The sequence below is a fragment of the Desulfonatronum lacustre DSM 10312 genome, from assembly GCF_000519265.1.
Lineage (GTDB): Bacteria > Desulfobacterota > Desulfovibrionia > Desulfovibrionales > Desulfonatronaceae > Desulfonatronum > Desulfonatronum lacustre.
Map to the genome: position 1 here is coordinate 1863412 of NZ_KI912608.1, position 15015 is coordinate 1878426.

Below are 15015 nucleotides of genomic sequence, written 5' to 3' on the forward strand. Positions count from 1 at the left end.
TGCAATCGGGAGAGTCGGAAAACCATTTTGAACGGAAGAGGGTCGCAGGGTTTGTTGTTTCAGTATTTCTGAAACTGGCCTGAACGGCAACTGATTCTTTTCCTGTCTATCAAAACCGCCTCGTGTGATTCATTTTACCTATTTGACATTATTCCCCGGAATCGGTTTAAGAAGCACCATAAGCTTAGGGTGTCGGGATAATTCTTTTTTGCTACGAATTTCATACAGTGACGAGCTTTCGGCAATGAAACCGTGAAGCGTGTCACTGCGTGTCTTCATCAACGCCGCGAAAAGCCCCTCCCGGACCCGCAACCTCAGTGCAGGGAGCAAGAAAAATTCAAAGCATGAAAGTAGTTATTTATACGTGAGAATTTGAACTTTTCTGGGATAAGCCATCATGGGCCCAGGCTGGTCCGTTGGTCCCGTACGGCTCGATATCGCAACAGGCCCTGGAGATGAACAATCTAAACGGAGGTGGGTTATGAAATTCAGTGTTGGCTTGGCCAAGGACGACGCCGAAAAACGGCTTGCGTGTCGTGGCGTCAATCGTCGCGATTTCATGAAGTTCTGCGCCGCGGTAGCCGCGGCCATGGGCATGGAGGCCTCATTCGCCAAACAGGTCGCGGCCGCGCTCACCGATCCGCGCCGTCCGTCCGTGGTGTACTTCCATTTCGCCGAATGCACCGGTTGCTCCATGGCCGTGGTGCGCACCGTCAACCCGTACATCGATGAACTGATCCTGGACACCATTTCCCTGGACTATCACGAAACCCTGATGGCCGCGGCCGGCGATTCGGCTGAAGCAGCCCTGGAACAGGCCATCACCTCGCCCCACGGGTTCATCGCCGTGGTGGAAGGCGCCATTCCGACGAAGGACAACGGCGTCTATGGGATGGTCGGCGGACACACCATGCTGGATATGGCAAAAAAATACCTGCCCAAGGCCCAGGCCGTCATCGCCATCGGAGCCTGCGCGACCTTCGGCGGCGTACAGGCCGCGGACCCCAACCCCACGCAAGCCATGGGCGTGAACGAACTGATGGAACACCTCGGACTGCCGACCCGGGCCATCAACATCGCGGGCTGCCCCCCCAGTCCCTACAACTTCGTCGGGACCGTGGTGCATCTGCTGACCAAGGGCATGCCGGAGCTGGATCGCCTCAATCGTCCGAAGATGTTCTACGGCGAGTCGGTCCATGAACTCTGCGAACGGTTGGATCACTTCTTCAACTACGAATTCGCCCCGTCCTTCGACTCCGAGGAGGCCAGAAAAGGCTGGTGTCTGTACGAGGTCGGCTGCAAAGGGCCGGACACCTACAACAACTGTCCCAAGGTCAAGTTCAACGAAACCAACTGGCCCGTGCAGGCCGGTCACCCCTGCATCGGCTGCAGCGAGCCGAAGTTTTGGGATCAGCTGAGCCCGTTCTACAAACCGGTTTAGCAGTCCGTTGAAAAACTCCCAATTGCTGCGTCGCTGCAAAAAGTTCAAACTCTCACGTATCAATAACTACGCTTCGACCTTGATTCGATTGCCAGGACGGCAAATCGAAAATGTGGCGAAGCCACAGCCCGTGAGGGCCGGACACAGGACGTGTCCGGTAGCTTTTCTTGCTCCTTGCACTTGGGGTTTTTGAACGAACTGCCGACAAAGGACTTTTTCAACACTCACATTGCCAATAATTCGAAGGAGGAGAGATTATGTCTGGCTGTAAGCCCCAAGGTGCGCCGGTCATCCCGGTCACCCCGCAAAGCAACTATTCCGGCCCCGTAATTGTTGATCCGTTGACCAGGATCGAGGGTCACCTGCGCCTGGAAGTGGAAGTGGACAACGGCAAGGTCAAGAACGCCTGGTCCAGCTCCCAACTCTACCGCGGCCTGGAAACCATCCTCAAGGGCCGCGACCCGCGCGACGCCCAGCACTTCACCCAGCGGGCCTGCGGGGTCTGCACCTACACCCACGCCCTGGCGTCCACCCGGTGTCTGGACGATGCCGTGGGCGTCAACATTCCCGAGAACGCCCGGCTTGTCCGCAACTTGGTGATGGCCTCCCAGACATGGATCGACCATCTGATCCATTTCTACGTGCTGCATGCCCTGGACTGGGTGGACGTGACCAGCGCCTTGCAGGCCGACCCGGCCAAGGCGGCCAAGATCGCCGGCAACATCTCCCCCCGGCCGACCAGCGCCGAGGACTTGAAGGCCGTTCAGGACAAGCTGACCGCCTTCGTGAACCAGGGCCAGTTGGGCATTTTCACCAACGCCGCCTTCCTGGGCGGTCATCCGGCCTACTACCTGCCGCCGGAGGTCAACCTGATCGCCACGGCCCATTACCTGGAAGCCCTGCGCCTGCAGATCAAGGGCTCCCGCGCCATGGCCATTTTCGGCGGCAAGGTCCCCCACACCCAGTTCACCATCAGCGGCGGCGTAACGTGCTACGATGCCCTGCGTCCCGAGCGCATCGAGGAATACCGCGCCCTGTACAAGGAAACCCGCGATTTCATCGAACAGGTGTACATCCCGGATCTGCTGGCCGTGGCCTCCTATTACAAGGATTGGGCCGGGATCGGCGGCTGTACCAACTACCTGGCATTTGGCGAGTACCCCCAGGTGGAGAAGGACATCAACTCCCGCTGGTATCCCCAGGGCGTGATCATGAACCGCGACCTGACCAACGTGAAAGATTTCGATCCCGCGGCCATCTACGAACACGTGGCCGCCAGCTGGTACGAAGGCACTGAAGCCCGGCATCCCTACGAAGGCGTGACCGAACCCAAGTACACCAGCCTGGACGACAAGGAGCGCTATTCCTGGATGAAGGCCCCCCGGTACCAGGACGAATCCATGGAAGTGGGCCCGCTGGCTCAGGTGCTGGTGGCCTATGCCAAGGGTCAGCCCGAGGTGAAGGCGGCCGTGGACCTGGTGCTGAACCATCTCGGCGTGGGCGCCGACGCCCTGCACTCCACTCTGGGCCGGACCGCGGCCCGGGGCATCCATGCCCTGACCGTCGTCCAAAAGACCGAGGATTGGCTGGACGAACTGGCGGAAAACGTGAAGAGGGGCGACACCAAAATCGCCGAGAATCACGAGATGCCGGACGAGGCCGAAGGTGTCGGCTATTGCGACGCCCCCCGCGGCGCGTTGAGCCACTGGATCAAAATCAAGGGCGGCAAGATCGAGAACTTCCAACTCGTGGTCCCCTCCACCTGGAACCTGGGGCCGCGCTGCGACAAGGGCAAGCTGGGCCCGGTGGAAGAAGCGCTGATCAACACCCCCATTGCCGACCCCAAACGCCCTGTGGAACTGCTGCGCACCGTGCACTCCTTTGACCCCTGCATCGCCTGCGGCGTCCACGTCATCGACTCCAAGACCAATCAGGTCCACGAGTTCAAGATCCTCTAATCCTTGCCTTGCCGAGACGCCTACCGAAAAGGTAAGCGCTCGGAGAGTACAAGGTGAGTGATTCACGGAGAGCGAAGCGGTCTTCATGGTCCTTCGCTCTCCGTCTTTATGGAAGTCCAACCCGCGGACGGAACCCTACGATGCCGAAAAATCCCCAGGTAATGCATCCGCCTGAAGTCGCCAGACACATCAACGAAGCCTGTACCCGGTGCGGGACCTGTGTCCGCCGGTGCGCCTTTTTGACCAAGTACGGTATGCCCGGGGATATTGCCCGCCGGGTGCTGACCGGGGAACGCACCGTCGATCCGTACGAATGCAGTCTGTGCAACCTTTGCGCCGCGGTTTGCCCGGAAGAACTCGCTCCGGGCGACCTGTTCCTGGCCCTGCGTCGCCTGGCCGCGAACCAGGGTTTGGTGGACTTCAAGCCCTATGCGCCACTGCTCGGCTACGAAAAGCGCGGCCATTCCAGTCTCTTTGCCTGGTATCCCTCCACGCCCGCCAAAACAGTATTCTTTCCGGGCTGCACCCTTCCCGGCACCCGTCCCCGAGTCACATGGCGTTTCTTCGAGACCTTGCGCGAACTTGAGCCGGAGACGACCATGGTTCTGGACTGCTGCCACAAGCCGTCCCACGATCTGGGACGGCAATCCTTTTTTTTCGAGCAATTCCGGAGCATCCGGGATCGCCTCCTGGCTTTGGGCGTGGAACGGGTCATCGTGGCCTGCCCCAACTGCCACAAGGTCTTCAGGAAGTACGGGGAGGGGCTGACGGTCACAACCGTGTACGAAGTCATGGCCCAAAAACAAGCCCGGATGACGAAAGAGAGCGCAACGGTGTCACTCTCCACAACAGCTCAAGTCACGGTTCACGACCCCTGCCCTCTGAGGGATCAGCCCGGAGTCCACCAAGCCGTGCGCTCGCTTTTGGCGGCCCGGGGCTTTGATATTCGGGAAATGGAGGACAGCGGTACACGGACGTTGTGCTGCGGGGAAGGCGGAGCCGTGGGATTCAGAAATCCCACTCTGGCCGCGACCTGGGTCGAAAAACGACGCACCCAGGCCCAAGGCGACCGGATCATTACCTACTGCGCCGGTTGCGCCGGTTTCCTGAACCGCGCCGCGCCCACAAGCCATCTGGGAGACGTGCTGTTCGAGCCGGAGCGCGCCCTGACCGGAAAGAACATGATGGCCAAGGCCCCTATCACCTACCTGAACCGCTTGCTGCTGAAACGACAGCTGAAGCGCTTGTCTTGAGACGAATTCCTCCGGCTAGGTTGAGACAATGCCGAACATTGCTTAAGCGGCTTATGATCACCGCATGTGGCTATGCTGTGTTTGCTAGTGACGTAAAGTAGGCATCGCCCTGATGCAGGAGGAAGGAGGTGGCCCACAAACCTTGGCTGTTGCGACGTGTCTGCCGATACGTTTGAGACGCCATGGATCTGCGCCTGGCGGCGACCCTGCGGAAGTGGGCAGGCTTCGTCGTCCCGCATTCTTGCGGTCCGTACATGAGAAAGACAAAGCAAGACATCAAATGTTCTAGCCCGGCCCCAATCAATGCTGCCTTAGAATGTTTCCTCCATGATGCGTCGGCAACTTTCCTGGTTATCGAGGTCAATCCGGGATAACTCGGAAACCCGTTTCCCGTTGCGCAGCACCACCGCCCGGTCCGCCAAACGACGCATTTGTCCCAGGCTGTGGGTCACGGCGAGGATGGCGTAGCGATTTTTCAAATCCTGGAACAACGCTTCGATTTTCCGGGTGGCCTTGAAATCCAGAGAGGCGGTCGGTTCGTCCAAAAGCAGAATGGTCGGTTCCAGGGCCAGCACCCTTGCCAGGCAAAGCCGCTGTTGCTGCCCGCCCGATAGATTCAGAGCGTTATCGTGCAGGCGATCCTTGATCTCGTCCCACAACCAGACATTCTTCAGAGCCTGTCTGACGCGCTGCTCCACCATTGTCTTGTCCAGCCCCAGGGATACGCGCAGGGGCAGGGCCAGATTTTTATAGATGGAAAAGGGCAGTACGTTGGGGTGCTGGAAAACCATACCCATGCGTAGGCGCAGTTCGGGCAGGGATGTGTCCTTGGCGTAGCAGTCCAGCCAGCGCTCTTGCAGATGAATACGGACCCGCCCGCTGGTCTCGCACAGGGGAAATTCCTCGTTCAGCCGATTCACGGCCCGCAGCAGCGTCGTCTTGCCGGAACCGGACGGCCCCACGGCCATGACCAACTCACCGGGACGGATGCTGAGATTGATCCGCTCCAGAACGGTCTGGTCGCCGAAACGCACAGTCAAGTCATTAATTTCCAGAACAGATTCGGAAGTTTTTTTTACGCTTTCCATCGCTCTTCCATGGTTCTTTGTACGGCAAAGGCCAGACAGAATAACAGCCCCGTGAGCGTCAGCAGGACCAAGGCCGTGCCGAAGGCTTGGTCCAGTTCAGCCGTGGAGCGATGTTCCGCGGCCAGATAATAAATGCGAAAGGGCAGGGCCTCGAATTTGTCCCACAGGCTGCGGGGCAGAAATGCCTGGGCCACTACCCCGGTGAGCAGGATCACGGCGGTGTCTTCGGCGGCCCGGCCCATGGCCAGGATGACGCCGCCGAGGACGCCCCGTCCGGCCGAAGGTAGCAGAACATGGCGAATATTCTGCCACGTGGTGAATCCAAGGCTGGGTCCCAGCAGACGCAGGTGCTCCGGCAACCCTGACAAGGCGTTCTGCGTGGTCCGGACCAGGTAGGGCAGGATCAGCAGGGCGATGCAGACCGCGGCCAGCAGCAGGCAGGTCTTGGCCTGGGGGGCGAAGGTATGCCGCAGGACCACGATCATGCTGAATCCGAACAGGCCCATGACAATGGACGGAATGCCGGCCATCAGATCCACGGCAAACCCGGCCACGCCCTGAAAGCGCGGCGCGGCGTACTCGGCAAGGTAAATGCCGCCGGCAATGCCCACGGGCACGGCCATGGCGCAGGACAGCACCACCAGGAGCAAGGTTCCGGCCAGAGCGGACCAAAGACCGTCAAAAACCGGCCGGGCTCCGGTCAGGGCCTCCCACCAATGGGTCTGTCCGAAGAACAGCTCCGGCCCTAAGACTCCGGCGCCCCGGTAGAGGAGGAAACCCATCACGGCTAGAACCGCCACGCCCGTACCGAGTGCGGCTGCCCAGCAAAAGACCACGGTGGCCTTGTCGGCAAGCCTGCGTCGCGTTCTGGGCGTCATGGGGAGAAGGAGCGACCCAGCCCGCGCAAGGCCAGGTTGATCAGGATCATGATCAGGAAAAGAATCAGGGCGGAGGCGAACACCGAATGATAGAACGTGCTTTGACTGTCCGTGGCCACGACGAGGGCGATGTGCGCGGTGAGGGTACGGATGGAGTCCAGGGGAGAGCCGGGGACCATGGGGGCGTTGCCGGCCAGCATCAAGGAGATCAGAGTGTCGCCCACGGCCCTGCCGAAGCCGAGGATCATCGCGGCCAGCAGGCCGCGCCGGGACAAGGGGAGCAGAACGTGACGGATATAGGAGGGTCTGGAAAAACCCAGCGAGGCGCACGTGATCCGGGCCGCACGGTCCACTTCGCGCAATGTGGCATGAAAGACAAGGACGATGGTCGGTAGGATGAGCAACGTCAGGGCAACCATGGCCGTAAGCAGGGAAAAGCCGGTGCCCCGATCAAACCATTGGCGCATCAACGGGACCAGGAGAAAAATCGAGACAAAGCCATAGATCACCGTGGGGATGCTGGTCATGTAGTGGATCATGGCCAGACAAAGGCCTTTGATTCGTCCGGGAGCCAGCACCTGGACGAAGCAGGAAACGCCCACGGCCAAGGGCGTGGCAAGAGCCAAGGCCCCCAATGAGAGGAGCAGGGAGCCCGTGACCATCGGCAAGATGCCGAATTTGCCTTGAAACGGCAGCCACTGCCAGGAAAGAACCGCGCCCAGTTCGCCCGAAATGAACAGCGGCAACACAAGATAGACCAGAACCAGCAGGATGCAGAAGGCCGCCGCGGTGGACGTCAACGCGGCGGCGCACAGGACGCGCCGAATCCAGGATTCGGAAAGCATGGCGGGAAAAATTGCCTGGAATTACTTCAGCGGGATGTAGCCGGAAGCGCGAACAATATCGGCCCCATCCTCGCTCAGGACGTAGTCGATGAACGCCTTGGTCAGGCCATCAGGCTCGCCCTTGGTGTTCATAAACAGGTGTCGAATCACCGGATAGCTGCCGTCAATAGCCGTTTCCTGAGAAGGGACAACCCCGTCCACGGCCAGCGGTTTCACGTTGTCGTCGATGTGGCCGATGCTCATATACCCGATGGCGTTGACGTCCTGAGAGACGGCCACTTTCATGGCTCCGTTGGACTGAATGATGTTCGCCGTGCCCACCACGGCTTCCTTCTTCAACAGCTTGCCCCAGAACACTTCATGGGTCCCGCTGGCCTCCTCGCGACCGTAGACGTGAATGGCCGCATCGTTTCCGTTCACCTCATTCCAGCGCGTGATCCGCCCGGCGAAGATGTCCCTGATCTGTTGGGCGGAAAGATTCCCGACCGGGTTACCCGGATGAACCACGGGCGCCACGCCGTCAATGGCGAAGGCAAACGAGCGCAGGCCGTACCTGTCCACTTCCTCGTCGGACAGGGGGCGACCGGTGTTGCCGATGTCCACCAGCCCTTCACCGGCTTTTTGCACGCCGATCCCCGTACCCCCGCCGGCCACGGTGATTCGGACCTTGGGATTGGCCGTCATGATTCGCTTGGCCGCCTCGTTCATCACCGGGATGTGCGCCGTACCTCCGGCGATGTCCAGCGAGCCCTCCATCCCGGCAAACCTGTCCAGGTTCCCGGCCAGGACCGGCGAAGCGAGCAGGATCAGAGCCAGAGTCAGAACAAGAACTTTGCTGTGTGTGGTAAACATGAGGATTTCTCCATTTTAGGATTAAGGGTTGGGGAAGAGAACGGATTTTCATTCACGCAGTCGCCTACAGGATATTTTCCAGGCAGGTCAAATACGTATCATCTATCTAAAACAAACTTTCTCATTGATTTTTTCGATATGCCGATTTGCTTAAAAGGTTCCAGATTCGATTGAATGGGTATGCTTTTCTTGAGAGATCCGATCCTGTTGTTCTTGGCAAGCGTACATGGTGGAGCAAAGCTTTCGCCAAACCGAGGAACTCACCCGAAGCACTTGGCTGACAGCCAATGCGTGACGCTCGGAAAGAAAATTGAGTTCAAAAAAAAGGCACGACTCAAGCCGTGCCTTGTTACCGTCCGGTACCCGTGCCGACAAAAGCCAACTCCGGGACGGATAGGAATCAGTCCGTCAACAAGACGAACAACTTCCCCCGCACCCACCACCTCCACCACCCACCTGAACCTCGGAGGAGACGGCGAATCCGTACGGCGTCATGTCGATCTTGATAGCTCCGGCTTTTTGGCTCAATTCCTTGTCGATGAGAAAGGTATAGCCGCTGAGTTCCTGCACCAGGTCCGTCTCCTGCTCCGTGTCCAAAGCCAGGGAGAGCCGTTCTCCACCGCATCCGGCGGCCAGAAAAACCCGAATCGGGGATTGCTCCTTGCCTTGAAAGTGGCTGTCCAGTTGTTCCTTCACGGAAGGGGTGATTTCAATCATGTTTGTGGTCCTCTTGGGTTAAGTGTTTGCTTTTGTGAGACGTGCATAACATCGGGTAAGAACAAGAACTCGAAAAGTCAAATAGCCTCCCTATATTGTATTGCCGCAAGAGCATTTGCCGTTCCAATTGATGAGGGCAACCGTTTCGCCCCGTGCATCGAAAAAGACAATCTTCCGAAGAAGCATTCATTTGTCTTTCAAATTAGACAGCAAGCTCAAAGATGCGATAAAAGAATCCGGTTCCGTGAACACATGACTGTTTCCACCGCACCGACACCGAATGCTCGGAGGTTTTCCATGGCCGTGATCATCGCCGACCCTGCCCAGTTTTCCAAGAAAACAGCCAGAATGCTCAAATCCGGAGGTAAAGCCGGGGGAGCGGCCAGGCAGGCCCAGACAATTATCCAGGACCTGGCCGACAGCGGTCGCTTGGACCCCAATGTTGCCCGGAAGTTGACCACCAACGGCGAGGCCAGAATGGAAAACTGCTGGAAATTCAACCTCGCCGGAGGGCATCGGCTGGTCCTGGCCAAGCATGAGGGAGACTTCGTCTTCCTGTTCCTGGGAACCCACGATGAAACCGACACCTGGATCAAAAACAACTCCGGGCTCAAGCTGGATGTCTCCGGAGGGGAAATCGTCCCCGGAGCTGCATCGGGCCCGAAAGGCCACCTGAACGACCATCGGAACGGCCATCTGAAAGGCCACCTGAAAGGCCATCTGAGCGACCACCTAAACGACCACCAAAACGCGTCCGGAGCGCCCGAAACATCCAGAGCATTGGGCTCGTCATACGCGGACGACGACTACTATGAACGCCCCCTCCATGAATTCATCGACCAGAACACGCTCCGGGATATTTTTCGCGGACTGTGCGATGCTCCCGGCCTGAAGGTCGGAAACGAACCGGCCGGCTAATGTGGCAGGCCTGAGTGGCCGCCGTACCATGGCCTGTAGTTCTTGCATGTCGACGTGATCGGTTTCCTTCTCGGAAGGGCCAGGGCTCCTTGGCCGGAAAGGTTGTTCCCAGGATCTCAATACCATTTCCAATTCGAAGCTTCTCTTTCGGTATCGGTATCGGCATCGGGGTCGAATTATTGGGAATAAACAGTATCGATCCCGATACCGATACCGACGCCGACCCCGATAACTGCATTTCTCAAGCGAAAAACGCATCGCCGAAGTAGAATTGGTATAAGATTCATGCTTCGATGAGTCCAAAAAAATCGCGCCAGGGCAGGCAGAGCGTCGATCCGATGCGGTATGCCCGGTCCATCTCCCCAACGCAGAAGGTTTTAGCGTGAGGGTGTTCGGCTGCAAACGAGGCCAACCCGCGCAGCTCGGATGCGCGAATGGTCTGGCTGCTTTTGATTTCCACGGCCCACAGTTCACGTTCCGTCTCCAGCACGATGTCCACTTCCGCTCCATGCGCCGTACGCCAGTAATGCACCGGCCAGTCCTTTTCCCGATAGGACAACAGCCGCTTCAGTTCCAGGATGACGAACTGCTCGAAAAGCCTTCCGTAAACGGTCGTGCCCCGTTGCGGCGCTTCTCCCATACGTCCGCACAGCGTATTGATCACGCCGAGGTCAAACAGGTGGTAGATCGGATGCATGGTCCAGGCGCTTGCGGGCGCTTTTGGGGTAGGGGTGCAGCGGTCATCGTCTCGGCGCGAAGCGCTGGACGAGGTCGTCAACAACTTCATAGAATACAGGAATTACCAGCAGGCTCAGGAAGGTCGAGGTGATGAGGCCACCGATCACGACGATGGCCATCGGCGCGCGGAAGCTCGGGTCGGCGCCGAAGCCCAGGGCAATGGGCAGCATCCCGGCGCCCATGGCCAGCGAGGTCATCACGATGGGGCGTGCGCGCTTGCGGCAGGCGTCGAGCAGTGCATCGAGCCTGGGCAACCCGTGGTCGCGTTGTGCCATGATGGCGTACTCAACCAGCAGGATGGAGTTCTTGGTGGCGATGCCCATCAGCATGACCATCCCGATCATGGCGGGCATGCTGAGGTGGGTACTGGTCAGGAACAGCGCCAGGATCGTCCCCGGAATGGACAACAGCAACGCCCCGAGGATTGTCGCCGGCTGCGCCCAGGCGTGGAACAGCAGCACCAGCACGATGTAGATGCAGGCCACGCCCGTGCCCATTGCCAGCAGGAAACTCCGGCCAAGTTCGTTGGACGTTTCCGCCTGGCCGATGTCGTGCTTTACCAGGCCCTGCGGCAGGTGGGACAGGCTGTGCAGCGCGTTGGCGCGCCGCTGCACGTCGCCCAGGGCCTGGCCGTCGAGTTCGATTTCGAAGTTCACGTTGCGCAAGCGGTCGAGTCGGTTGATTTGCGCCGGGCCGCTGGTGATCTCAATGTCCGCTATGTCGCGCAGCGGCACCGGGCCCCGCGCGCCCGGCACCGTGAGCTGGCGCAGCAGTTCGAGATCCTGCGTGGCTTCGTCGGGCAGCCGCACGACGATCGGCACCTGGCGCTGGCCGAGGTTCAGCTTGGGCAGGAACTGGTCGTAGTCGCCTTGTGTGGCCACGCGCACGGTTTCCGCGATGGCGTCGGTGCTCACCCCCAGGTCTGCAGCGCGCGCGGTGTCCGGGCGCACGATCAGCTCGGGCCGCTGCAGGCCCGCGCTGCTGGTCACTTGGCCGATCCCCGCTAGTCCGCGCAGTTCCTGCCCCACCGTGGCCGCATGCTGCGCGAGCAGCTCGCTGTCCTCGCCGGAGAGCACCAGGATGTAGCTTTCGCCCGCAGCCATCTTGATGCGTGCACCGGCCACCGCGTGCAGGCTCGTGCGCAGCTCGCGCTCGATGTCCTGCTGGCTTACGCCCGGGCGTTCCTTGCGTGGCGTCAGGTTCAGCGTCAGCTGGGCCGTGCGGGACTCGGCGACACCGCTCATGGGGTTGTCTCCTGCACTGCCCCCGCCGATGGCGGTGTATATCTGCTTCACATGCGGGTGCGCTGCCGTGATGGCGCGCGCCTCATCGGCGATAGTCCGTGTTTGCGCGTAGGTGCTCCCCGGCGGCAACTCGACGCTGATCCGGGTCTGGCTCAGGTCGCTCGGCGGCATGAAGTCACCCTTGATGGCGCCCGTGAGCAAGGGTATGCCACTGGCAAGACCAAAGGCCGCCGTGATCGCCAGCGTGGCGCACTTGTGTGTGAACGCCCAGCGGGCGGCCTTCAGGTACGCTGGCATCCAGAAGGGCTCGGCATGGGGCTGGGTCGGTTTCTTCAGCAGGTAGGCTGCCATCATCGGCGTGAGCAACCGTGCCACGGCCAGCGAGATAAGCACGGCGATGGAGGCCGTCCAGCCGAACTGCACGAAGAACTTGCCGGCCAGGCCTTGCATGAAGGCAGTGGGCAGGAAAACGGCGATCAGGGTGAAGGTGGTGGCGATTACCGCCAGTCCGATCTCGTCGGCCGCCTCGCGCGCCGCCGCAAGGGGTTCCTTGCCCCGCCCCATATGGCGCATGATGTTCTCGATCTCGACGATGGCATCGTCCACCAGGAGGCCGATCACCAACGACAGGGCCAGCAGGGTGATGATGTTCAGCGTGAATTGCATGAACAGGAAGGTGGGGATGATGGACAGAGGCAAGGCCGCCGCGCAGATAAGGGTGGCGCGCAGGTTGCGCAGAAAGAGCCCCACCACCAGGACCGCGAGCAAGGAACCTTCGATGAGCAGCGACAGGCTGCCCCGGTAGTTCTCCAAGACCTGGTCAATGGTGTTGACGGCCTCGGTAAGTTCGAGGTCGGGGCGTTCCTTGCGCAACTCGGCAAGCGCCCGGCGCACGCCATGGGCCACGTCCAGGTCGCTGGCGCCGGTGGCGCGAAAGACCTCGAAGCCGACCACCGGCTTGCCGTCGAGGAAGGCCCCGCTGCGGCGCTCGGCCAGTGTGTCGCTCACCGTGGCCACCTGATCCAGGCGCACGCTGCGGCCGTTAGGCAGGGGGATCTCCATCGCCGCCAGCGCTTCGGCCGAGGGCACCGTGCCGACGGTACGCACCGTCTGTTCGCCGCTGCCCAGTCGGGCACGGCCGCCCGGGGCCTCGCGCTGCACCTGGGCGAGCCGACGCGAGATATCGGCGGCATTCAGGCGCAATGCCAGCAGCCGGTCCGGGTCCAGTTCCACGCGCACTTCCCGGCTCGCGCCGCCCACACGGATGATCGCGCCGACGCCGGGCACGGCGAGCAGACGCCGGGTGATCTGGTCTTCCACGAACCACGACAAGGCTTCCTCGTCCATGCGCGATGATGCCACTGTGTAGGTCAGGATCGCCTCGTTCTTGAACTCGATCCTGCTGATGACGGGATCGCGCAAGGCGGCGGGCAGATCGGCCCGCACCCGGGCCACGGCGGCACGGGTGTCGTCCAGGGCTTCCTGGGGCGGCTTCTCCAGGCGGAACTCGGCCGATATAGTGGCCACACCGTCCTGCACCACGGTGTGCAGGTGCCGCAGCCCCTTCATGGTGGCCATTGCGTTTTCCAGCTTGCGCGCCACCTCGGTTTCCATCTGGGCCGGGGCCGTGCCGGGTAAACTGGCCACAACGGTCACCATGGGCAGATCCACGTCCGGGAAGTGCTGGATCTTGGCGCCATGGAATGCGAAGAGGCCTGCCACCGTGAGCATGGCGAACAGCAGGATGGCTGGGACCGGGTGGTGGATCGACCAGGCGGAGACGTTCATGGCCGTTCCTTCAGCGAGGGATATGCATTCGGGCCTGCGGTCGCGAGGCGCACCGTCACGCCATCCGACAGGAAGCCCACACCGGACTCGACGACCGGCGTACCGGCGTCGAGCCCCTCGCGGATCTCCACCCGGTCACCACGCCGGACGCCCACCGTCACCTTCTGCTGCCGCACCTGGCTACCTTCGATGCGGAAGACATAGCTGAATCCGTCACGCAGCAAAACGGCGGTTTCCGGCAGCGTCAGCACCGTATGCTCTGCCAGCAGAAATTCGCCGCGCGCGAACAGCCCTGCGCGCGCCTGCGCGGAAGGCTCAAGGTCCACGTACACGATGCCGGTGCGCGTGTGCGGATCAACCTGCGGCGAAACCCTGCGCACGCGGCCTTCAACGATCTGCGCGCCACCGAGCGCCATGCGAACGGGCTGACCAAGCGCCACCTGTGCGAGTTCCGGCCCGGGTAGCTCGGCACGCCACTCCAACCGGCCCTGGCGCTGCAAGCGCATGAGTTCAGCCCCGGCCTGCACGAGCGCGCCTTCGACGGCAGGTCTGACGCTGATCACCCCCTCGTCCGGTGCGCGCACCTCAGTATACGTCAGACGCAGCGAGTCCGCCTGCACGCGTGCGCGGGCCGCGGCCAAGCGAGCGTGTGCCGCGTCGGCAGCGGACAAGGCCTGGTCGAGGGCCTGCTCAGACAAGACCTTGGTGCGCTGCAACGCCTGGGCACGATCGGCGGCACGCTGCGCCTCTGCGGCATTGACCTCGGCCTCCTGAAGCGCCGCACGGCTGGCGTTCAAATCAGCTTCAAGCGTGCCGGGGCTGAGTTGCGCCAGAAGCTGTCCCTTCTCCACCCGATCGCCGAGGTCGACCAGCAGGTGTGACAGGCGTTGCCCGCCGATTTCCGCGCCGATGACGACCTCCTGCCAGGCGGCAACGCTGCCGACGGCGTGCAGGGTTTGCGGCCACCGCTGCGCCGTGGCAAAGGTGTGCTTGACTGTCAGCGCCGGTGCGACTGCGGTGGGCGAGGAGGAAGAAGGGACGGCGCTGCGCATGGCGACAAACAGCGCGGCACAGGCGGCGGAAAGGACAACGATGAAGAAGACAGGGACGAGGTGACGTTTCATAGCTGGAATGCCCATTGCTCGGTGGGACTCGGCGTGGCGCTCCAGCCATCGCCGAGACTTCGGTACAGGCGGATCCAGGCCCGTGCGGGGTTTACCCGCGCGGTTAACAGGTCGTCGTGCGTGGCAGGCACGCACTCGCGGCTCTCGGCTTTGGCTATCATGGGGCTCTTC

At 61.1% G+C, this 15015-nt stretch carries 12 protein-coding genes; 4 read left to right on the plus strand and 8 right to left on the minus strand.

Annotated features, from left to right (window positions below; translation table 11 throughout):
• The first annotated feature begins 481 nt into the window (after window positions 1-481).
• The 3 genes from DESLA_RS0108715 to DESLA_RS19585 all read left to right on the plus strand — a co-directional run bounded on the left by DESLA_RS0108715 (window position 482) and on the right by DESLA_RS19585 (window position 4652).
• A complete protein-coding gene (locus tag DESLA_RS0108715) occupies window positions 482-1441 on the plus strand; it encodes a hydrogenase small subunit (RefSeq protein WP_028572156.1) in 960 nt (319 codons plus the stop codon).
• 257 nt (window positions 1442-1698) lie between these two features.
• Window positions 1699-3399, plus strand: a complete 1701-nt coding sequence (locus DESLA_RS0108720) for a nickel-dependent hydrogenase large subunit (protein ID WP_028572157.1) — start codon at window positions 1699-1701, stop codon at window positions 3397-3399.
• 140 nt (window positions 3400-3539) lie between these two features.
• On the plus strand, window positions 3540-4652 hold the full coding sequence (locus DESLA_RS19585) for a (Fe-S)-binding protein (RefSeq protein ID WP_051434526.1): 1113 nt from the start codon (window positions 3540-3542) through the stop codon (window positions 4650-4652).
• A 311-nt stretch (window positions 4653-4963) separates the two neighbouring features.
• On the opposite strand, the gene DESLA_RS0108730 is transcribed toward DESLA_RS19585, so the two are convergent.
• The 5 genes from DESLA_RS0108730 to DESLA_RS0108750 form a co-directional block, all read right to left on the minus strand.
• Window positions 4964-5686 carry a phosphate ABC transporter ATP-binding protein gene (locus tag DESLA_RS0108730; RefSeq protein WP_245590102.1) on the minus strand — a complete coding sequence of 241 codons (723 nt, stop codon included), beginning with the start codon at window positions 5684-5686 and terminating at the stop codon, window positions 4964-4966.
• Between the two features lie 41 nt (window positions 5687-5727).
• The gene (locus tag DESLA_RS0108735; RefSeq protein WP_035261587.1) at window positions 5728-6618 is read right to left on the minus strand and encodes a PstA family ABC transporter permease; all 891 of its coding nucleotides are present in this window, start codon (window positions 6616-6618) and stop codon (window positions 5728-5730) included.
• Window positions 6615-7463: a PstC family ABC transporter permease gene (locus tag DESLA_RS19590; protein ID WP_035261590.1), complete on the minus strand. Its 849-nt coding sequence runs from the start codon at window positions 7461-7463 to the stop codon at window positions 6615-6617. The genes DESLA_RS0108735 and DESLA_RS19590 overlap by 4 nt, the downstream gene beginning before the upstream one ends.
• A gap of 21 nt (window positions 7464-7484) precedes the next feature.
• Window positions 7485-8315, minus strand: coding sequence for a phosphate ABC transporter substrate-binding protein (locus tag DESLA_RS0108745; protein ID WP_028572160.1), 831 nt, complete (start codon window positions 8313-8315; stop codon window positions 7485-7487).
• A 408-nt stretch (window positions 8316-8723) separates the two neighbouring features.
• Window positions 8724-9032: an IscA/HesB family protein gene (locus DESLA_RS0108750; protein ID WP_028572161.1), complete on the minus strand. Its 309-nt coding sequence runs from the start codon at window positions 9030-9032 to the stop codon at window positions 8724-8726.
• Window positions 9033-9329: 297 nt separating this feature from the next.
• Between DESLA_RS0108750 and DESLA_RS0108755 the strand changes: the two genes are divergently transcribed.
• Window positions 9330-9950, plus strand: coding sequence for an SGNH/GDSL hydrolase family protein (locus DESLA_RS0108755; RefSeq protein WP_028572162.1), 621 nt, complete (start codon window positions 9330-9332; stop codon window positions 9948-9950).
• Window positions 9951-10233: 283 nt separating this feature from the next.
• Here DESLA_RS0108755 and DESLA_RS0108760 read toward each other — a convergent pair whose 3' ends face one another.
• The 3 genes from DESLA_RS0108760 to DESLA_RS19595 are packed head-to-tail and all read right to left on the minus strand — an operon-like array spanning window position 10234 to window position 14859.
• Window positions 10234-10647, minus strand: a complete 414-nt coding sequence (locus tag DESLA_RS0108760) for a DUF4143 domain-containing protein (RefSeq protein WP_028572163.1) — start codon at window positions 10645-10647, stop codon at window positions 10234-10236.
• Window positions 10648-10690: 43 nt separating this feature from the next.
• Window positions 10691-13720: an efflux RND transporter permease subunit gene (locus DESLA_RS0108765; protein WP_028572164.1), complete on the minus strand. Its 3030-nt coding sequence runs from the start codon at window positions 13718-13720 to the stop codon at window positions 10691-10693.
• Window positions 13717-14859 (minus strand): efflux RND transporter periplasmic adaptor subunit, encoded by a 1143-nt coding sequence (locus DESLA_RS19595; protein ID WP_051434527.1) that lies wholly within the window; start codon window positions 14857-14859, stop codon window positions 13717-13719. Before DESLA_RS19595 ends, DESLA_RS0108765 begins: the two co-directional genes overlap by 4 nt.
• Window positions 14860-15015 lie beyond the last annotated feature (156 nt).